Genomic DNA, 18543 nt, shown 5'->3' on the forward strand with positions numbered 1-18543 from the left:
ACGCCTTTCTTCTTCATGCTCACCATCTACAACGACCGGCATTCGCTTCACCAGGGCAAAGTCGAAATGTTCCGCGGCGAACTCGTGCCGTGCTTCGAGGTGCCCGCGCGCGTCGACCACGTGAGGCAGGAGCTGGAGCGCCGCAAGCTCGGCGTGCTGCAGGCGCCCGATGCCTTCGATGACGCGCTGCTCGCCAAGGTGCATGCGCCGCGCTACTTGGACTTTGTCGCGCACGCCTGGGAGGAATGGGTGGCGCTCGATCCGGCCAACGTGTCGCGCGATGCCTTGCCCTCGTACTGGCCCACGCGCGGCATGCGCAGCGACGTGTTGCCGAAGAGCTTTCCGGCGCGCCTGGGGTTGTTCTCTTTCGATGCGGGCACGCCGTTGATGGCCGGCAGCTGGGCGGCCGCGCGCCACGGTGCGGCCTGTGCGTGGACGGCGGCGCAACGCGTCATCGGCGGCGAACGCGCGGCCTTTGCGCTCACGCGGCCGCCGGGCCACCATGCGGGCGCCGACTTTTTCGGCGGCTACTGCTTCGTCAACAACGCGGCCGTCGCAGCGCAGGCGCTGCGCGATGCGGGCGTGGCGCGCGTGGCCGTGCTCGACGTGGACTACCACCACGGCAATGGCACACAGGCTATCTTCTACGACCGCAGCGACGTGCACTTCGCCAGCCTGCACGGCGATCCGCTGACCGACTACCCGTACTACCTCGGCCATGCCGACGAGCGCGGTGCCGGAAAAGGCGAAGGCTTCAACCACAACCTGCCGCTGCCGCGCGGCACCGATTTCACGGCCTGGCGCGTCGCGCTGAAGACCGCGCTCGACCGCATCGCCGAGGTGAAGGCGGGCGCGCTCGTGGTCTCGCTCGGCGTCGACACCTTCGAGGGCGACCCGATCTCCGGCTTCAAACTCAAGAGCGACGACTACCTGCGCATGGGCGAAGACCTGGCGCGCGCCGGCCTGCCGACGGTGTTCGTCTTCGAGGGCGGCTACGCGGTGGAAGAGGTCGGCATCAACGCGGGCAACGTGCTCCAGGGGTTCGAGCAGGCGTAGCCACGGTTCGCGCTGACGCAAGCGCGACGCCGGCGGCCCGAATGGCCCTGATTTCCCCAGGAAATCAGGGGAGCCCCGATTGCCTTCGCCCACCGGGCGGGGCCCAATCGGCGCTTCCCAAAGTCAGGATCCAGTCAGCCATGCTCCGCCGCTCATCATTCCTTCGTGCCGCCACGCTCGCCGCGTGCGGTTTCGCTTCTTCAATGGCGGCATTCGCGCAGGGCTTTCCTGCCAAGCCCATCAAGTTGGTCATCGCCTTCCCGGCGGGCGGCCCGACCGACATCACGATGCGCCAGCTTGCCGACAACGCAAGCAAGATCCTCGGCCAGCCGGTCATCATCGACAACAAGCCCGGCGCCGGCGGCACGCTGCCCGCACAGGCGCTGCAGACCTCGCAGCCCGACGGCTACACCGTCGCGCAGATCCCGCTCGGCGTGTTCCGCCTGGGCTACACCACCAAGATCAACTGGGACCCGCTCAAGGACATCACCTACGTGCTGAACGTGACGGGCTACGCCTTCGGCATCGTGGTGCCGGCCAACAGCCCGTTCAAGACCTGGGCCGACTTCGTCGCCTACGCCAAGGCCAACCCCGGCAAGCTCACCTACGGCTCCACCGGCACGCTGACCAGCCCGCACCTGACGACCGAGATCGTGGCGCAGAAGGCCGGCATCGAACTGCAGCACGTGCCCTACAAGGGCAGCGCCGACCTGATGCTCGCGGTGGTCAGCGGCCAGTTGATGGCCGCGGCCGACAGCACCGGCTTCGCGCCGCAGGTCGAGGCCGGCAAGCTGCGCGTGCTGAACACCTGGGGCGACAAGCGCCTGGCCAAGTTCCCCGATGCGCCCACGTTGAAGGAACTGGGCTACGACGTGGTGCAGAACTCGCCCTTCGGCATCGGCGCACCCAAGGGCACGCCGCCCGAGGTGGTGAAGAAGCTGCACGACGCCTTCAAGCAGGCGATGGAAGAGCCGAGCTACGTGGCCTCGCTGGGCCGCTACGACATGCTGCCGAACTACATGAGCTCGGCGACGTACACCAAGTTCGCGCAGGACACGGTGGTGCGCGAGAAGGCCGTGATCGAGACGCTCGGGCTGGCGAAGGAAGTCAAGACGAACTGATCGCGAACAGTTCGTCCACCAGCCGCCTCGCCAGCGCCGGCTTCACCGGATCGCCGCCGAACACCAGACGAAAAACGATGGGCGCGATCAGGTGGTCGATCACCTGCTCAGGCGCTGGCGCGCGTTCTCCGCGAGCACGCGCCTGTTCGACCAGCGCGAGCGCCTCCTTGCGGCGGTTGCGCAGGCAGTCGGTGTCCGAGCCGCCGTTGGCCAGCGCGGCCGCGGCTTTCAGCAGCGAGGTGTTGCACGGGTGCGAGAGGTGCGTGATGAGTTCTCGTGCCCAGGTCTCGAGGTCTTTGCGCAGCGCGCCGGTGTCGGGCAGCGGCCGGTTCGGGTCCAGCTTGTGCGTGGCCGTTTCGGCCAGCAGCCCCGCCAGATCGCCCCAACGACGGTAGATGCTGGACGCGCTCACACCCGCGCGCTCGGCCACGGCCGGCACGGTGACGCGCTCGCGCCCCTGTTCGGCCACCAGCTCCTCGAGGGCGGTGCGCACCAGCGTCTGAACCTGCGCACTGCGGCCGCCAGGGCGCTTGTTGGGAAGGGCAACGTCGTTCATGTTCGGACTTTAACGCAAAGATATTTGCTTTAGAAGGGATGCAGGTCTAGAATCGCAAAAGCCAAAAAAGTTGCGTTAAGGATCTGTGATGTCATCCAATTGCCCTGAACTGGCTGTTGCCACCGCTGCGGCTGCCGCCCGCGCCAAGCCCCGGCGCCTGCCGGCGGGCGTGGCCTTTCCGTTGCTGGCCGCGGTGCTCTTCGCGTTCTTCTTCGCGGCCGCCGCGCCGTCGCCGTTGTTCGTGGTGTTCCAGCATGCCTGGGGCTTTTCGTCGTCGATGCTCACGGTGGCCTTTGCGGTCTACGCGATTGCGCTGCTGATCTCGCTTTTGGTGGCGGGCTCGCTGTCGGACCACATCGGCCGGCGGCCCGTGGTGCTGGCCGCGCTGGTGCTGCAGGCGGTCGCGATGGGGCTCTTTCTGTGGGCGCACGACATCGGCGGGCTGATCGTTGCGCGCGTCGTGCAGGGCATTGCCACGGGCGTGGCGAGCGGCGCGTTGAGCGCGGCCGTGGTCGAGGCCGCGCCGGCCTCGCGCAAGCGTTTGGGCGCGCTGATCACCAGCGTCTCGCCGCTGGCCGGGCTCGCGGTCGGCGCCTTGCTGACGGGCATGGCTGTCAAGTTCACGGGCCTGCCGGTGGTGCTGGTGTTCGGCGTGCTGGTGGCCGTGTTTGCGGCCGGCGCAGTGGTGGTGTCGTGGATGCCCGAGACCGTCACGCCGCGTGCCGGCGCGCTGGCTTCGCTGGTGCCGCGCGTGTCGATTCCTGTGAAGGCGCGTGCCGAGTTCGCGCGCGGGTTGCCGGTGTTCGTGGTGGTGTGGGCGCTGGGCGGGCTGTTTCTGTCGCTCGCGCCTTCGCTGATGCTGCACGTGTTCGATATCGACAACGGCGTGGTCAACGGCCTCACTGTGGCGGTGCTCTCGGGCGTGGGCGCGATCGCGCCCACGCTGCTCGGCCGCCTTGCGGCACCCCGGCCGGCCATCGTCGGCATGGCGAGCATCGCGCTGGGCATTGCGCTGCTGCTGGTGTCGCTGGCCACGCGTTCGCTCGCGCTGTTCTTCGTCGGCACCGCGGTGGCGGGCATCGGCTTCGGCGGTGCGTTCTCGGCGCTGGTGCAAACGCTCGCGCCCCTGGCGCAATCGCACGAGCGCGGCGAGCTGTTCGCGGCGATCTTCGTGGTGAGCTATCTCGCGTTCAGCCTGCCGGCGATGCTGGCGGGCTTCCTGGTCAAGCCGCTCGGCCTGCTGGCGACGGTGGAAGGCTATGCGGCCGTGCTGATCGTGATTGCCGTCGTGGGTGCGTGGGGCCAGTGGGCCGTGCTGCGGCGCAATCGCCTGCCGGTCAACGGCTAGGGCGGGCCGAGAGGATCGCGCGCGCCACTTCGGCAAAGCCTGCGCCGCGCTCGCCCGCCGTCACGTAGCGCGGCAGGTGTTCCAGGTGCGGCACGAAGCGCGCGACGTTCGCCACGCCGATGCTGCTGGCGAAGCTGCGGAACATCAGTTGGTCATTGGTGGAGTCGCCCACGTAGGCCCAGCGGTCCATCTCGTCGTCGAGCGTGCGGCCCCAGAGCTCGCGCACGATCCAGCGCGCGCCTTCGAGCTTGTCGTTGTCGCCGTACCAGCCGTTGATGTGGATGCTGCTCACGGTGGCGTGCATGCCTTCGCTGCGCATCAGCGCCACGACCTGCGCGATGGTTTCTTCACTGAGCTGCACGAACTCGCTGTGGTCGATGGCGATGTCGGTCTCGCGGCCGGGCGAGTCGGTGGCGCGCGCGGCGGCGGGAACCTCATGCTCGATGCGCGCCAGCACGGCCTGCATGCGCGCGAAATTGGTGGCGCGGGTGGCGGCGTCTTGCTGGTAGCGCTTCTCGACCTGTCCGCCGGCCGTGGGTAGCAGCGCGACCGCGCCGTTTTCGGCCACGATGGCATCGACTGGCCAGGTGTTCACGAACGGCAGGCTCCAGCCGACCGGCCTGCCCGTGATGGCCACCACGGCCAGGCCCGTCGTTTTCAGATCGGCCAGCGCCTGCAGCGCATCGGGCGTGATCGCGCCGTCGGTGGTCAGCGTGTCGTCGATGTCGGTGAACACGCCGATGAGCGCACTGCGTGCCGGCGCGGCCCATCGGGTCAGCGGCAGCAGGTGGTTCGGCGAGGAAGGCAAGGGGGACGACGCGGGCATGGCAAGGAATCTCTGAAGGGGCCGTGATCGTACCGGGCGGCTTTTGTCGTTTCGTGTAGCATCCCGCCCCCGCCGCGCATTCCACATTCATTCAAGAAGGCCGGCGCGGCGCACGCCATGCCTCACATCCTCGTCGACCAACTCCGCAAGACCTACCGCATCTCCGAGCGCGACCCCGGCGTGATGGGCGCGCTGCGCGGGCTCGTGCAGCGCCGCCATCGCACGGTGGAGGCGCTGTCGGGCGTGTCTTTTTCGCTCGAACGCGGCGAACTGCTGGGCTTTATCGGGCCGAACGGCGCGGGCAAGTCCACCACCATCAAGATCCTTTCGGGCATCCTGCGGCCCGATGGCGGCCGCGTGGAGATCGACGGCCACGACCCCTTCAAGGACCGGGAGCGGCACGTCGGGCGCATCGGCGTGGTGTTCGGCCAGCGCACGCAACTGTGGTGGGACCTGCCCGTGGGCGACGGCTTCGACCTGCTGCGCGACATCTACCGCGTCGACCCGCAACGCTACCGCCGCACGCGCGACGAACTGGTCGCGCTGCTGAACCTGGAGCGCGTGCTCGACCAGCCGGTGCGGCAGCTGTCGCTGGGCCAGCGCATGCGCGCAGAAATCGCGGCCGCGCTGCTGCACGAGCCCGACATTCTTTTTCTCGACGAGCCGACCATCGGCCTTGATGCGCCCTCGAAGCTGGCGGTGCGCGACTTCGTGCGGCGCGCCAACCGCGAGCGCGGCACCACCGTGCTGCTGACCACGCACGACATGCACGACATCGAGGCGCTCGCGCGGCGCGTGATCGTCATCGGCCACGGCCGCGTGCTGGCCGACAGCCCGGTCGAGGCGCTGCGCGCGCAAGTGATGGCCGAGCGCCGGCTGGTGGTCGATTTTGCGCCGGGCGCCACGCTGCCCGCGCAGGTGCCGGGGGCCACCGTGCAATCGCGAGACGGCCAGACATTGGTGCTCGACTTCGACCCCGCCGTGACCACGGCACCGGCCCTGATCGCACGCATTGCGGTCGAGCATCCGGTGGAAGACCTTCGCCTCGAAGGCATGGCCATCGAGGCCGTGATCGCGCGCTTCTACGCCATGCACGGAGCGGCCGAGGCATGAGCGCGGCGCATACGCAGGCGCGAAGCATGGAGGCCATGCGGTGAGCCACTCGCGCGACGTGGCGCGCCCCTACATCGCGGCCTTTGCCTCGCGCTTCCTGCAGATGCTGCAGTACCGCACGGCCGCGCTCGCGGGCTTCGCCACGCAGTGCTGGTGGGGCGGCATCAAGGTGATGGTGTTCGCCGCGTTCTATGGCGGGACCGCCATCGCGGGCGCCGGTTCGCAGATGTCGCTTGCGCAGGCCATCACCTACACCTGGCTCGCGCAAGGCCTGCTGGTGCTGCTGCCATGGCTCGGCGATCCGGAAGTGGGGCAGGCCGTGCGCACCGGCGCGGTCGCTTATGACCGCCTGCGACCCGTGGACGCCTACGCGCTGTGGTTCGCGCGCAGTGCCGGCTGGATCGCCGCGCGGTTGCTGCCGCGCGTGGCGCTCATGGCCGCCTTTGCCGCGGTTGTGTTGCCGCTGATGGGCCTGGGCGACTGGGCCTGGCAACTGCCGGCGAGCGCGGGGGCCGGCGTTGCCTTCCTGCTCTCGATGGTGCTGGCGCTGCTGCTCTCGACGGCGATGGTGATGCTGCTCAACGTGGCCGCCACCGCGGCGCTCAACGAGCGCGGCATCAGTGCGGTGGCGACGCCCGTGGTCATCGTGTTCTCGGGCAACCTGCTGCCGCTCGCGCTGCTGCCGGACGGCTGGCAGACCGCGCTGTTGATCCAGCCGTTGGCCGGCCTGATGGACATTCCGGCGCGGCTGTACTTCGGGCAGCTGAGCGGCTGGCATGCGGTGGGCGGGCTGGGGCTGCAGTGCTTCTGGATCGTCGTGCTGGTCGCGCTGGGCCGTTTCACGATGGGCCGCACGATGCGCAGTCTTCAGATCCAGGGAGGCTAGGGTGGACGCCTGCATTTCTCTTTCTGCTCCCTGCGCTTTTCGAGCGGGGCCGGGCGCGCGGCACCCCACAAGGCGGAGCCGCTGACATGGGCGCGTTGCCTCTTTTCTTCCGGCTCGTGGGGGCTTCCGTTGGCGGCCAGGCGCGCTATCCCGCCTCCGCGCTGCTGCTGACCCTCGGCCAGTTCCTGGGCTCCGGCATCGAGGTGGTCGCCGTCTGGGCGCTGTTCCATCGCTTCGGCGAGGTGCAGGGCTGGGGCATCGGCGAGGTGGCGCTTTTCTACGGGCTGGTGAACTGCATGTTCGCCATCGCCGATGCATTGGGGCGCGGCTTCGACGTGCTCGGCACCGAATTCCTGCGCACCGGCGCCTTCGACCGCCTGCTGCTGCGCCCGCGGCCGCTCGCGCTGCAACTGATGGGGCACGACTTTCGCATCAGCCGCATGGGCCGGCTGCTGCAGGGCGTGGGCGTGCTGGTGTTTGCCACGTTCCAGGCGCACATCGCGTGGACGCCGGCCACGGTGGCGGTGGCGCTGTTCGCGCTGGCCGGTGGCATCGCGCTCTTCCTCGGCATCCTGGTGCTGCAGGGCACGCTGGCGTTCTGGACCGTCGAGAGCCTGGAGATTGCCAACGTGCTGACTTATGGCGGCGTGCAGGCGGCGCAGTACCCGCTGGCGCTGTACGCGAACTGGTTCCGCCGCGTGCTGACTTTCGTGGTGCCGCTGGCCTGCGTCGCCTATTACCCCGCGCTGGCCATCCTCGGCAAGACCGATCCGCTCGGCGCGCCGGAGTGGGTGGGCGTGGTGTCGCCGCTCGCGGGCTTCGTGTTTCTGGCAGCCGCCTTCGGTGTGTGGCGGCTGGGGCTGCGGCGCTATGCGTCGACGGGCAGCTGAGCTGCTCCCGTCTTCCTTCCATCGATCTGTTGATCAGCCGATCAGGAAGCGAACCCGGTAGCGCAGCGTGCGCTTGCGCGTGGCGCCACTCAGTTCCTCGAAATCGTCGGCACCGCCGCCTGCCGACATCGGTGCCGCGGCGGCCAGTGCCCAGGTGTGGTCGCCATAGGCGCCGGAGTTTTCGGCCTGCGATCCGAGTTCTTCGATCTGTGCGACCGCGCCCAGCGTGACGCCGGCTTCACGGGCGATGGCTTCGGCCTTGTGCCGCGCCTGCTGCATGGCCGCCACCTGCGCCGCCGCTTCCGCACCTTCCGGTGCCTCGAAGCGCGGCCGCTGCATGTTGACTTCGAGCGTGTGGCGGGCGTTGTCGAACAGCGACTGGAGCGCATCGAGCGCCAGATAGAGGCGGCGCGTTTCGCGGCAGGCGATCAGCACGCGGTGCGAGGCTTCCTGCCCCGTGTTGCGCTTGCGGTACCACGGCTGCCATGCTTCGCGCCCGCCCTCGCTGATCTCTTCGGGTTTCAAACCTGCATCCTTCAGCGTGCGGATCGTGGCATTGCGCAGGCTGGTCGCCTCCGACAGCGCCACCTCGGCCTTCGATGCCTTGACGGTGAGCGTCAGCGCCGCCCGGTGTTCGAAGACCGTCTCGACCAACTGGCTTTCGCCAGACACCTGGATGTAGGTTTCCATGGCTTGATGATTGCCTGGTTATCCCGCGCTCTGCAGAGCCAACCCGGCATGCTCGCGCAGCGGATGAAAGTGGATCTTCGGAAAGCGCTCCTGCGCCAGCCGCACGTCGTACGGCGAGGTGCACAGGAAGGCCAGCGTGTCGGCCGCATCCTTGGCCATGCGCACCGGATACGCGTTGACGAACTCGCGCAGCTCGGCCGGGGTATCGGCCGTGATCCAGCGCGCGCCCGTGTACTGGCAGCCTTCGAGCCGCACGTCGGCGTCGTACTCGGCTTTCAGGCGGTGCTGCACCACTTCGAACTGCAGCTGGCCGACCGCGCCCAACAGCATCGGCCCACCGACTTCGGGGCGGAACACCTGGATCGCGCCTTCCTCGCCCAATTGGGCCAGGCCCTGCTGCAGCTGCTTGGTGCGCAGCGGGTTCTTCAAAATCACCGTCATGAACAGCTCGGGCGCGAAGAACGGCAGTCCGGTGAACTGCAGGCTCGCGCCGTCGGTGATGGTGTCGCCCAGCTGCACACCGCCGTGGGTGGTAAAGCCCACGATGTCGCCCGCATAGGCCTCTTCGACGGCTTCGCGGCGCTGGCTCATGAAGGTCACGACGCTGGTGGGGCGCAGTTCTTTCGATGTGCGCTGCACCTTCAGCTTCATGCCCGGCGTGTACTTGCCCGAGGCCATGCGCACGAAGGCGATGCGGTCCCGGTGGTTGGCGTCCATGTTGGCCTGCACCTTGAAGACCACGCCCGCGAAGTCCTTGTCCTCGGGCTGGATCTCCTTGACCACCGGCTGGCGGTTGACCAGCGTGGTGCTGGTGCGCGACTGCGGCGAGGGCGCCAGGTCGACCAGCGCATCGAGCACTTCCATCACACCGAAGTTGTTCACGCCCGAGCCGAAGAACACCGGCGTCTGCTTGCCGGCGAGGAAGGCTTCGCGGTCCCAGGTGGGCGATGCGCCGGTGGCGAGTTCCATGCTGTCCATGGCGGTCTCGAAGTCGGCGCCGAAGCGCTTGACCAGCGTTTCGCGGTCCGACAGCGGAATGGTCTCGAAGTCTTGAGGCAGTCGCTCGCTGCCCGACTCGAACACCGTCATCGTCTGCGTGCGCAGGTTCATGATCCCGCGGAAAGTCTTGCCCTGGCCCACGGGCCAGGTCATCGGCACGCAGGGCATGCCGAGTTCGCGCTCCACTTCGTCGAGGATGTCGAGCGGCTCGCGCACCTCGCGGTCCATCTTGTTGACGAAAGTGATGATGGGCGTGTCGCGCTGGCGGCAGACCTCGATGAGGCGCCGCGTCTGCGCTTCCACGCCGTTCGCGGCATCGATCACCATCAGGGCCGAGTCGACGGCGGTGAGCACGCGGTAGGTGTCTTCCGAGAAGTCCTTGTGGCCAGGCGTGTCGAGCAGGTTGATGACGTGGTCGCGGTACAGCATCTGCATGACCGACGAGGCCACCGAGATGCCGCGCTGCTTTTCGATTTCCATCCAGTCGGACGTGGCATGGCGCGAGGCCTTGCGCGCCTTGACCGAGCCGGCGATCTGGATCGCGCCGGAGAAAAGCAGCAGCTTTTCGGTCAGCGTGGTCTTGCCGGCGTCAGGGTGGGAAATGATCGCGAAGGTGCGACGGCGGCGGGTTTCTGCAACAAAAGACAAGATGGGCAATCTGGCGGGGGAATGCCGCGATTTTAGAAGGCCGCCCGGAACCGGCCCGCCCGAAGGCCTAAAACGCCTCCGTCATCCCATACGCCCGCATCTGCGCCTCGAACCGAGCCACGTCGTGGCTCAGCACCACGAGGTCGTGCGTCACGCCCTGCCGGTCTTTCACGTGCTTGCTCAACAGCGCCTCGGGGCGAAAGCCCAGGGCCTGGAAGACGGCGATGGCGCTGCGTTGGTCGACGGTCATGCGCGCGACGAGTTTTTCGGCGCCGCGTTCGATGGCCAGCGCGCAGACTTCCCGCGCGAGCCGGTGGCCCATGCCGCTGCCGCGCAACTCGGGCGCGGCCAGCACGCGCAGCTCGGCCACGTGGCTGGACCACGAGTGCGGATCGCGGATCACCGCCGCACAGGCGAGCACCGCATCGCCGCGCACGGCCAGCAGGCTGTCGATGTCGCCGCGTTCGACGGCACGCACCCAGGCGTTCATCACCTTGGGCTGCGTGATGTCGCGCGGCAGGAAGAGCAGGTCGTGCGCGGGCAGGGCCTGCGCAAAGGCCAGCACGGCGGGCGCGTCGTCGGCGGCCATCAGGCGCAGGACGATGTTGCCTTCGCTGGTCACCACGCTGCGCGGATAGGTGCGCGAGAAAGTGTCGGAAACGGCGGTGATGGTCATGTCGATCGCACTCCAAGCCATTCGTCGAGTTTGGGCCACAGCCGGCGCACGGCGTTGGTGCCCGCGGCCAGGCTGACGTGGCCGCCCTTGAGCACCACCTCTTCCTTGTCGGCCGAGCCGATGTTGGCAATGAGCGGCTGGCCGGCCTCGTACGGCACGATGTGGTCGTGCTGCGCGAGCGCATGCAGCACGGGCACCTTGATGTTCTTCAGCAGCACCTTGCGGCCGCCCAGTACCAGTTCGTTCTTGTAGAGCTTGTTGTCCCACATCAGCTCTTTCACGGTCTGGCGGAAGTACTCGCCGGCCAGCGGCAGCATTTCGGTGCCCCAGCGGTCGAACATGCGGTACGACTTGACGAACTCGTCGTTGGCCATGTTGTCCCAGAGCTGCACCACGCCCGCGCTGCGGCCCGCAGGGCGCAGCATGTCGAAGGAGGCGAACAGCATCTCGGGCGGCACGTTGCCCACGGTGTCGATCAGGCGGTCGACGTCGAAGTAACGCCGGTCGGACCACGCGTGAAAGAGCTTCATGCGGCTGAAGTCGATGGGCGTGGTGAAGAGCGCAAGGTTCTTCATCGGGCCGCCGGGGTGCAGCGCCGCATACAGGGTCGAGAGCACGCCGCCCATGCAATAGCCGGCGATGGTCACGTCTTCCTCGCCCGAGTCTTCCTGCACGCGGCGAATGGAATCGGGAATGAAGTCGAGCACGTAGTCTTCGATGCGCAGGCGCTTCTCGTCGGGGCGCGGCGCGTTCCAGTCCATCACGTAGACGTCGTAGCCCTTGAGAAGCAGGTACTCGACCATGCTCTGGCCCGGTGCGAGGTCGAAGATATAGGCGCGGTTGGTGGTGGCCATCACCATCAGCACCGGCACGCGGTAGATCTCGTCGACCAGCGGGCGGTAGTGGTACAGGCTCAGGGTGCCGCGGCGATGGATTTCATCTTTCGGCGTCTGGCCGACGGCCGGTGCGGTGGACGTGAGGAAGTCGAGGCCCTTGATGTTGCGCTGGATCGCACGCTCGATTTCTGCGCCGATGTCGGGCAGGGCGAGATCGGCGAGGGAGCTCATCGCGTGCGCTTTCCGGCGGGGCGCTTCCGGGCTGGCGCTTTCGCCGCCGCAGTGGGCTGTGGCGGGGCCGGCGGCTGTTTCGTGCGGCGCGGTTTGATGGGCGGCGCGGTGGCCGTTGCACTGGCTGCCGGGCTGCGGCCGCCTTCCATCGCGCGGCGGATGTCCGCCAGGTGATCGTCGATGCGCTGCAACTGCTCGCCCAGCGCCTGGATGTCGGCGCGCGTCGGCAGGTTCAGCAGCGTGAGGTAGCGCGCCATCAGCTCACCCAGCGTCTTCTGCGCCGTCAGCGAGGCGTTCATGCCGCCATGCATGCCCTGCCGGAACGGGTCCGAGGCCATGGTTTCGTTGGCGAACTCGTTGGTGTTTTTCTCCCACTGGGCCGTGAGCTCGCGCCAGATGGCCATGGGGTCGAGGGACGAGAACTGGGTCATGGCTGAAAGCCCCGTCGTCAGTGATCGCGGCGCTGCGCCGTGTGCGCGGCGATGGCGTCGATGATCTGTGGCCACATCGAGATCGGCAGCGCGTGGCCCATGCGCGGAATGCGCAGCAGCCGCGCGCCGGAAATGGCATCGGCCACGTCGACGCCGCATTCCACCGGCACCAGCGGATCGGCGTCGCCGTGGATCACCAGCGTGGGCACGCGCACGTCGCGCAGCGCCGGCTTGCGGTTGCCCGACGCGAAGATCGCCGCCAGCTGGCGCGCCACGCCGGCCGGGTTGAGCCCGCGCAGGAAGGTGAGCTGCGCGCGTTCGGCATCGCGTGCCTCGTCGAGCGGAAAGGCGCCGGGGCCGCGCAGCACGCGCCACACCTTGGCGTAATGCGGCAGGTAGGCCTCGAAGGTGGTGGGCGAGGGCGTGAACAGCACCGCCATCGCCTCGGGTGTGGGCGGCGGCAGGCCCGGGCTGCCGGTGGTCGACATGATGCTGGTGAACGAATGCATCCGGTGCGGATGATGGATCGCCAGCTCCTGCCCGATGGCACCGCCCATCGAGGCGCCGACGATGTGCGCGCGCTCGATCTTCAGCGCGTCGAGCAGGCCGACGCAGTCGTTGGCCATGTCGCGCAGCGTGTAGGGCGCCTGCAGCGGCTTGCCCGCCATGGCCTGCAGCATCAGCGCCTGGATGTCGGGCACGCCGAGGTGCGAAAGGTGCGTCGAGTGGCCGATGTCGCGGTTGTCGAAGCGGATCACCCGGTGCCCGCCCGCCTGCGCGAGGCGGGTGCAGAACGCGTCGTCCCACGCAACCATCTGGGCGCCGAGGCCCATGATGAGGACCAGCGGTGGCGCGCCAGGGTCGCCGAAGCTGTCCCACGCGAGCGAAACGCCGTTGACGGGCGTGCGGTGTTCGATGTTGTGCGGGACGGCGGTCATGGCGCTGCCGGCTTGCTTGCTTATTTGCGCTGCAGCAGCTTGGTCACTTCGTCCACGTTGGATTGGATGCGCTGGCGCACCACGTCGAAGGCATCGGCCTGCGACTTGGCGGCAAGGTTGGCCAGCTCCTTGATGTCGTCGATGGCGCGCTGGAACGACTGGCGGCCGAGTTCGTCGAGCTTGGCGAGATTGGCCTTGGCGTCCTTGCCGGGCATTTCCTTGGCCGCTGCCTGCCATTCGGTGATGGCGCTCTTGATCATTTCCGTCTGCCGCTGCACCACGGTCTGCAGGCCCTGATAGGACTTCTCGTTGGCCTGCATCAGTGCCTGCAGGTCCTTGCGGCCGCTTTCGAGCAGCTTGCCCGCACCGCCGGTCAGGTTGAGTTCCTGCAGGCGGTCGGTCATGCCCTTGAGGTTCTTCAGCGGGTTGAGCATGTCGGCGGCGCTGGGGGCTGCCGCCTTGCTGCTGCCACTGCTGCTGGCAGTGGTCTTCTTGGCGGCGGCTTTCTTGGCAGTGGCCATGGTGCGGTATCTCCTGTGCGGGTGAACGGGTGGATGGCAAGGACCAGCCGGACGGCAAAAGTCCCTCGCCACGATACGCCGCACCGGCACGGCCAAGCTCACCGCAGCGAAAAAAATGCCTGCGGGATTTCCCTTGGATGGCCGATCACATCGGCGGCGCGAAGCCGTTGCGGCCGGCCGTCACGCGCAGTGCCGTGGGCGTGCCGTTCTTTTCCTGTGCGTTCACCAGCACCTTGGCACCGGGCACCAGCAGGGCCTCGGTGCCGGGGCGGAAGGTGACCACGGGCACGTCGGGCGGCACGATCACTGTCTTCTCGCCGCCCTTGTAGGTCAGCCGCAGTTGCTGTCCGCCGCGCACCGATTTCGGCGCGGCGGCAAGGTCGGCCACGGTGGCGTTGGTCATGGTGCTCTGCGGCAGCAGGTCCCATGGGCGATGGCCTTCGCCGGTGCCGCGCGCGGCCTCGGGGAACACCACCACTTCGAGCGCCTTCTGTGTGCCATCGGCCTGCGGCATGGCGGCGGTGCCGATGAAGCTGCCGCGCTTGATGTCGGACAGCTTGATGCGATAGACCTCCGACACCGCCATGTCGGCCGGGCGTGCCAGCGAGACGACTTCGCCGCCGCGATCCTGCACGACGAGCGTGCTGGCATCGACGCGCACGAGGGTGCCGCGGATGCGGACGGTTTCAGCGTTCTGGGCCGACGCGGCGAGCGGCAAGATGGCGGCGCTCAGGCCGAGGGCGGTGGCGAGCAGGGCTCTGGATGCAAGGGGCTGAAAAGGCAGCATGGTGGCTTTCGGACGATGGGGGAGGCCAATGTACGTCCCGCTTGCGAAACGTGCAGGCCGCAGACTTAGCCCTGAATGAGGAAGAAAAAAGGCTGCATGCCGCGCGATGCGGCATGCAGCCTGCGGCCCTTTCCGCGAAGGGCTCGGCGCGTCGGTCGGTCAGTCGATCAGGCCGATCTCGAGCGCGCCTGCGGTGGCCGGGTTGCGTGAACCGACCATCGCGAAGAGCTTGTTGCTCTGGCTGGCGAAGTGGTAAGCGGGTCCGCTGAACGTTGCCGCGCGCAGGTTGATCGGGCCGATGGCGCCCATCGAGCCCAGCGTCGCGTTGAGCGTGGCCGTGGTGCCATCGGGGAGCGCTTGGGTGCGCGCGTAGCTGGTGGCGTCGATGGCGGTGCTGCCCCAGCTGCCGTTGGTTGCACCGCCGCGCGTGACGATGGTGGGCCAGGTCGTGCGCTCGGGCAGGCCGATGCGAAACTGCGAGATCGTGGGTGTCGAGGCGCTGACGCCGGCCGCCAGAAACACGTTCTCGCCGCCGACGCGCGCGATCCCGAAGTTGCCGCTGTCCGACGGATTGGCAACGTTCACGATGTGCCAGGTGTCCACGGTCGGGCCGGCGGATACGGTGTACGTCCGCACGGAAGCCGCAGGGCAGTTGTCGATACGGTAGATCACGTTGTCGTTGCACAGGTAGAGCACGGTGCCGCCGTTGGCGACCTGGATCTGCGTGATCGACGAATCTCCGGTGGTGGCCGTCAGGTTGATGCCCAGGCGGTTGTAGACACCATCGAGATCGGCCTGTGTCTTCACCAGAGCGCGCGAAGCCACAAAGGGCTGCACGGCATAGCTCACCGGACTGACCTGCGCGGCTGCGAAGGGGAACGACCCGACCACCGTGTCTGTCGCGAAGCGGAAGCGCGCCGTATTCACCGGGCTGGTGATACGGTTGCTGTCGAAGGTGAAGCTGCCGGCCGCTGCCGTGTCTTCGGCGAAGCTGCCCGAGGCGACGGTGCCGGCGGCATCGGTCATCTCATAGCGCTTGCTGTCGAGGTTGAGCGCCAGCGTCTGCCGCGAGCCGTTGGTCGCGTAGACCTTGTAGCGGCCGTTGCGTGCGTCGGGTGCGGTGCCGGTGTCGATCAGGTTGATCTGGATGTATCCCTTCGTCTCGGGATTACGCATGCCGACGATCACCGAGAGCTGACCGTTCTGCATCCCGTAGTACTTGCGCGTCCCGTTGCCGTTGATGCTGCGAATGCCTTCCGGCATCTGCGAGAAGATGCCGCCCACTGGCAGGCTCAGGCTGCCGTAGGTGCCATCGGCGCTGGTGCTGGTGCGCACCGCGTTGGCGGTGTCGATGAGGTTGCTGCCCCAACTGCCTTCCGTCGACGCGCCGACACCGCGGGTGGCAGGCCAGTTCGAAGAGTTGGCCAGGGCGATCCTTAGGAGCAGGGTGGTTGGCGTCGTCGCGCTGGGGCCCGCCGCCAGGTAGACGTTCTGGCCGCCGATGCGCGCCATCCGGAACCTCACGATGTCGGTGGCATCGGCGATGTTGGTGGCAATCCAGGCGCTGTCGGTGTCCGCGGCGATCGTGAAGGTTCGCTTCGACGTGGCGGGGCAAAGGGCGATCCGGTAGATCACGTTGTCGAGACAGACTTCGAGTGCCGTGCCGCCGCCCGAAACGCGCAGGGCCAGCATCTGCGACTCGGAGCTGCCGGGGCCGTTGTGCGAGATGCCCAGGCGGTTGTAGTCGCTGTCGAGCAGCGCGGGGTCGACCACGAAGTTGCGCGCGGCAATGAAGGGTTGCACCGCGTAAGCGAGCGGGTTCGAAAAAGTTACCGAAAAAGGGAAGGCCCCGACGATGGCGTCGGTCGTCACTCGAAAGCGCGCCGTGTTCACCACCGCCGTAACGCGGCTGCTGGCAAAGACGTAAGTGCCCGGTTCGGTGAAGTCCTCGCTGAAAGTGCCCGATTCCGCCGCGCCGAGGTTGTCTGTCATCGTGTAGCTGCCGGCGTCGAAGTCGACCGACAGCGTCTGCTGCGTGCCGTTGGCCGCATACACGCGGTACGTGCCGCTGCGCGCGTCGGCGCTGTCCAGTGTCTTGGTGGTTGCGGCTGCAACCGCGACCTTGGCTTCCGGCTGGACGGCGCCGTTGGCCAGCGGCAACCCGCCGCCCGCTGCGCCGCCACCACCGCCTCCGCAGGCCGCCAGCAAGGCGGCCAGTCCACAACCCGCGAGATATCTCGTCATCCTCATGTTGAGCCCTCTTCTTGTCGTCTGATGGGCTCGGCAGCGAGCCGGCTGGCTCCTGAACCGAACCGGGGGAAATCGTAAAAAGAGGTGTCTTCAACGCTGAGGCTGACAAATGCCGGCCCAAATCCCCCGGATTGGCTCAGCCTTGCGCCCCGTCTACAATCCGCCGTTCCGAGGAGCGTTGCAGCGCCATCAGGCGTGAGGCTCGGACCACATCGCAACCACGCTCACCCGCTGTTCTCGCGGTGAGTCTTTTCCCCGTACGCAGTGGCATCTTTCAAACCAGTTTTGGAGTTCTCATGAGCGCTGTTCTCAAGCCGACCCCCGTTTCGACCGCCGACCAGGCGATCGCCGACCTGTCCCTTGCCGCCTGGGGGCGCAAGGAAATCCGCATTGCGGAAACCGAAATGCCCGGCCTGATGGCCATCCGCGAAGAGTTCTCGAAGGCGCAGCCGCTGAAGGGCGCGCGCATCACGGGCTCGCTGCACATGACCATTCAGACGGCCGTGCTGATCGAGACGCTGCAAGCCCTGGGCGCCACCGTGCGCTGGGCCTCGTGCAACATCTTCTCGACGCAGGACCACGCCGCCGCGGCCATTGCCGCTTCGGGCACGCCGGTGTTCGCGATCAAGGGCGAGTCGCTCGAAGACTACTGGGGCTACACCCACAGCATCTTCGACTTCGGCCCCAAGGGCTCGAAGGGCGAAGGCCCGAACATGATCCTGGACGACGGCGGCGACGCCACGCTGCTGATGCACCTGGGCCAACGCGCCGAGAAGGACCAGAGCGTGCTGGCCAACCCGACCAGCGAAGAAGAACGCATCCTGTACGCAGCGATCAAGGCCAAGCTGGCTGTCGACAGCACCTGGTACACCCGCAAGTCCGCCGAGATCATCGGCGTGACCGAAGAAACCACCACCGGCGTGCACCGCCTGAACGAGATGAGCGCCAAGGGCACGCTGCTGTTCCGCGCCATCAACGTGAACGACTCGGTCACCAAGAGCAAGTTCGACAACCTGTATGGCTGCCGTGAATCGCTGGTCGACGGCATCAAGCGCGCAACCGACGTGATGATCGCCGGCAAGGTGGCTTGCGTGGCCGGCTACGGCGACGTGGGCAAGGGCTCGGCACAGGCACTGCGTGCACTGTCGGCCCAAGTGTGGGTCACCGAGATCGACCCCATCAACGCCCTGCAGGCCGCGATGGAAGGCTACAAGGTCGTGACGATGGAATACGCCGCCGACAAGGCCGACATCTTCGTGACGACCACCGGCAACAAGGACGTCATCACGCACGACACGATGGCCAAGATGAAGGACCAGGCCATCGTCTGCAACATCGGCCACTTCGACAACGAGATCGACGTCGCTTCGATCGAGAAGTACGAGTGGGAAGAAATCAAGCCGCAGGTTGACCACATCACCTTCCCGGACGGCAAGAAGATCATCCTGCTGGCCAAGGGCCGCCTCGTGAATCTGGGCTGCGGCACGGGCCACCCGAGCTTCGTGATGTCGTCGTCGTTCGCGAACCAGACCATCGCCCAGATCGAGCTGTTCACCAAGCCCGACGCCTACCAGGCCGGCAAGGTCTACGTGCTGCCCAAGCACCTGGACGAAAAGGTCGCGCGCCTGCACCTGAAGAAGGTCGGCGCCATGCTGACCGAGCTGACCGACGCACAGGCTGCCTACATCGGCGTGAGCAAGAACGGCCCCTACAAGCCGGACACGTACCGCTACTGATCGG

The 18543-nt window shown here is 67.4% G+C and carries 18 protein-coding genes and 1 riboswitch; of the genes, 7 read left to right on the top strand and 11 right to left on the bottom strand.

All coding sequences use genetic code 11. The annotated features are described in order from the left end of the window. Positions 1-15 precede the first annotated feature (15 nt). Both BLQ28_RS27905 and BLQ28_RS27910 read left to right on the top strand, forming a co-directional pair. Positions 16-1056 (top strand): histone deacetylase family protein, encoded by a 1041-nt coding sequence (locus tag BLQ28_RS27905; protein ID WP_093246589.1) that lies wholly within the window; start codon positions 16-18, stop codon positions 1054-1056. A 140-nt stretch (positions 1057-1196) separates the two neighbouring features. Next, the gene (locus BLQ28_RS27910) at positions 1197-2177 is read left to right on the top strand and encodes a Bug family tripartite tricarboxylate transporter substrate binding protein (protein ID WP_093246590.1); all 981 of its coding nucleotides are present in this window, start codon (positions 1197-1199) and stop codon (positions 2175-2177) included. Here BLQ28_RS27910 and BLQ28_RS27915 read toward each other — a convergent pair. Beyond that, positions 2164-2733 (bottom strand): TetR/AcrR family transcriptional regulator, encoded by a 570-nt coding sequence (locus BLQ28_RS27915; RefSeq protein ID WP_093246591.1) that lies wholly within the window; start codon positions 2731-2733, stop codon positions 2164-2166. The genes BLQ28_RS27910 and BLQ28_RS27915 overlap by 14 nt on opposite strands. A gap of 88 nt (positions 2734-2821) precedes the next feature. Here BLQ28_RS27915 and BLQ28_RS27920 point away from each other — a divergent pair, with 88 nt between their 5' ends. Then, positions 2822-4081, top strand: a complete 1260-nt coding sequence (locus BLQ28_RS27920) for an MFS transporter (protein WP_093246592.1) — start codon at positions 2822-2824, stop codon at positions 4079-4081. Here BLQ28_RS27920 and BLQ28_RS27925 read toward each other — a convergent pair. Next, a complete protein-coding gene (locus tag BLQ28_RS27925; RefSeq protein ID WP_093246593.1) occupies positions 4071-4907 on the bottom strand; it encodes an HAD-IIB family hydrolase in 837 nt (278 codons plus the stop codon). The two genes, BLQ28_RS27920 and BLQ28_RS27925, sit on opposite strands and share 11 nt — an antisense overlap. A 117-nt stretch (positions 4908-5024) precedes the next feature. Here BLQ28_RS27925 and BLQ28_RS27930 point away from each other — a divergent pair, with 117 nt between their 5' ends. The 3 genes from BLQ28_RS27930 (at position 5025) to BLQ28_RS27940 (ending at position 7796) form a co-directional block, all read left to right on the top strand. Beyond that, positions 5025-6020 carry an ABC transporter ATP-binding protein gene (locus BLQ28_RS27930; protein ID WP_093246594.1) on the top strand — a complete coding sequence of 332 codons (996 nt, stop codon included), beginning with the start codon at positions 5025-5027 and terminating at the stop codon, positions 6018-6020. A gap of 103 nt (positions 6021-6123) precedes the next feature. Next, entirely contained in the window at positions 6124-6906 is a 783-nt protein-coding gene (locus BLQ28_RS27935; protein ID WP_093246780.1) for an ABC transporter permease, read from the top strand. An 86-nt stretch (positions 6907-6992) separates the two neighbouring features. Further along, complete coding sequence (locus BLQ28_RS27940; protein WP_093246595.1) at positions 6993-7796, top strand: ABC transporter permease; 804 nt, start codon at positions 6993-6995, stop codon at positions 7794-7796. 33 nt (positions 7797-7829) lie between these two features. On the opposite strand, the gene BLQ28_RS27945 is transcribed toward BLQ28_RS27940, so the two are convergent. From BLQ28_RS27945 to BLQ28_RS27985, 9 genes are all read right to left on the bottom strand, one after another. Then, on the bottom strand, positions 7830-8486 hold the full coding sequence (locus tag BLQ28_RS27945) for an SIMPL domain-containing protein (protein WP_093246596.1): 657 nt from the start codon (positions 8484-8486) through the stop codon (positions 7830-7832). An 18-nt stretch (positions 8487-8504) separates the two neighbouring features. Then, on the bottom strand, positions 8505-10133 hold the full coding sequence (locus tag BLQ28_RS27950) for a peptide chain release factor 3 (protein WP_093246781.1): 1629 nt from the start codon (positions 10131-10133) through the stop codon (positions 8505-8507). Between the two features lie 67 nt (positions 10134-10200). After that, the gene (locus BLQ28_RS27955) at positions 10201-10809 is read right to left on the bottom strand and encodes a GNAT family N-acetyltransferase (RefSeq protein ID WP_093246597.1); all 609 of its coding nucleotides are present in this window, start codon (positions 10807-10809) and stop codon (positions 10201-10203) included. Next, on the bottom strand, positions 10806-11876 hold the full coding sequence (locus BLQ28_RS27960) for an alpha/beta fold hydrolase (RefSeq protein ID WP_093246598.1): 1071 nt from the start codon (positions 11874-11876) through the stop codon (positions 10806-10808). Before BLQ28_RS27960 ends, BLQ28_RS27955 begins: the two co-directional genes overlap by 4 nt. Next, positions 11873-12307, bottom strand: coding sequence for a hypothetical protein (locus tag BLQ28_RS27965; protein WP_093246599.1), 435 nt, complete (start codon positions 12305-12307; stop codon positions 11873-11875). Before BLQ28_RS27965 ends, BLQ28_RS27960 begins: the two co-directional genes overlap by 4 nt. Positions 12308-12324: 17 nt before the next feature. Continuing rightward, positions 12325-13245, bottom strand: a complete 921-nt coding sequence (locus BLQ28_RS27970; RefSeq protein WP_093246600.1) for an alpha/beta fold hydrolase — start codon at positions 13243-13245, stop codon at positions 12325-12327. Between the two features lie 20 nt (positions 13246-13265). Next, entirely contained in the window at positions 13266-13766 is a 501-nt protein-coding gene (gene phaP / locus BLQ28_RS27975; RefSeq protein WP_093246601.1) for a TIGR01841 family phasin, read from the bottom strand. 145 nt (positions 13767-13911) lie between these two features. Further along, positions 13912-14553, bottom strand: a complete 642-nt coding sequence (locus tag BLQ28_RS27980) for a hypothetical protein (RefSeq protein WP_093246602.1) — start codon at positions 14551-14553, stop codon at positions 13912-13914. A 159-nt stretch (positions 14554-14712) separates the two neighbouring features. Continuing rightward, a complete protein-coding gene (locus BLQ28_RS27985; protein ID WP_143012587.1) occupies positions 14713-16803 on the bottom strand; it encodes a hypothetical protein in 2091 nt (696 codons plus the stop codon). Positions 16804-16967: 164 nt separating this feature from the next. Further along, positions 16968-17036, top strand: a riboswitch (S-adenosyl-L-homocysteine riboswitch). Positions 17037-17099: 63 nt separating this feature from the next. Between BLQ28_RS27985 and ahcY the strand changes: the two genes are divergently transcribed. Next, a complete protein-coding gene (gene ahcY, locus BLQ28_RS27990) occupies positions 17100-18539 on the top strand; it encodes an adenosylhomocysteinase (protein WP_093246604.1) in 1440 nt (479 codons plus the stop codon). Positions 18540-18543: the final 4 nt, after the last annotated feature.

The sequence above is a fragment of the Variovorax sp. EL159 genome, from assembly GCF_900100965.1.
In the GTDB taxonomy this organism is placed as follows: domain Bacteria; phylum Pseudomonadota; class Gammaproteobacteria; order Burkholderiales; family Burkholderiaceae_C; genus Variovorax.

Bases quoted from the DNA above. Each gene is read 5' to 3' on its own strand.
- BLQ28_RS27905 (WP_093246589.1), top strand. From the start codon at position 16: ATGCTCACCATCTACAACGACCGGCATTCGCTTCACCAGGGCAAAGTC.
- BLQ28_RS27910 (WP_093246590.1), top strand. From the start codon at position 1,197: ATGCTCCGCCGCTCATCATTCCTTCGTGCCGCCACGCTCGCCGCGTGC.
- BLQ28_RS27915 (WP_093246591.1), bottom strand. From the start codon at position 2,733: ATGAACGACGTTGCCCTTCCCAACAAGCGCCCTGGCGGCCGCAGTGCG.
- BLQ28_RS27920 (WP_093246592.1), top strand. From the start codon at position 2,822: ATGTCATCCAATTGCCCTGAACTGGCTGTTGCCACCGCTGCGGCTGCC.
- BLQ28_RS27925 (WP_093246593.1), bottom strand. From the start codon at position 4,907: ATGCCCGCGTCGTCCCCCTTGCCTTCCTCGCCGAACCACCTGCTGCCG.
- BLQ28_RS27930 (WP_093246594.1), top strand. From the start codon at position 5,025: ATGCCTCACATCCTCGTCGACCAACTCCGCAAGACCTACCGCATCTCC.
- BLQ28_RS27935 (WP_093246780.1), top strand. From the start codon at position 6,124: ATGCTGCAGTACCGCACGGCCGCGCTCGCGGGCTTCGCCACGCAGTGC.
- BLQ28_RS27940 (WP_093246595.1), top strand. From the start codon at position 6,993: ATGGGCGCGTTGCCTCTTTTCTTCCGGCTCGTGGGGGCTTCCGTTGGC.
- BLQ28_RS27945 (WP_093246596.1), bottom strand. From the start codon at position 8,486: ATGGAAACCTACATCCAGGTGTCTGGCGAAAGCCAGTTGGTCGAGACG.
- BLQ28_RS27955 (WP_093246597.1), bottom strand. From the start codon at position 10,809: ATGACCATCACCGCCGTTTCCGACACTTTCTCGCGCACCTATCCGCGC.
- BLQ28_RS27960 (WP_093246598.1), bottom strand. From the start codon at position 11,876: ATGAGCTCCCTCGCCGATCTCGCCCTGCCCGACATCGGCGCAGAAATC.
- BLQ28_RS27965 (WP_093246599.1), bottom strand. From the start codon at position 12,307: ATGACCCAGTTCTCGTCCCTCGACCCCATGGCCATCTGGCGCGAGCTC.
- BLQ28_RS27970 (WP_093246600.1), bottom strand. From the start codon at position 13,245: ATGACCGCCGTCCCGCACAACATCGAACACCGCACGCCCGTCAACGGC.
- phaP (WP_093246601.1), bottom strand. From the start codon at position 13,766: ATGGCCACTGCCAAGAAAGCCGCCGCCAAGAAGACCACTGCCAGCAGC.
- BLQ28_RS27980 (WP_093246602.1), bottom strand. From the start codon at position 14,553: ATGCTGCCTTTTCAGCCCCTTGCATCCAGAGCCCTGCTCGCCACCGCC.
- BLQ28_RS27985 (WP_143012587.1), bottom strand. From the start codon at position 16,803: ATGAGGATGACGAGATATCTCGCGGGTTGTGGACTGGCCGCCTTGCTG.
- ahcY (WP_093246604.1), top strand. From the start codon at position 17,100: ATGAGCGCTGTTCTCAAGCCGACCCCCGTTTCGACCGCCGACCAGGCG.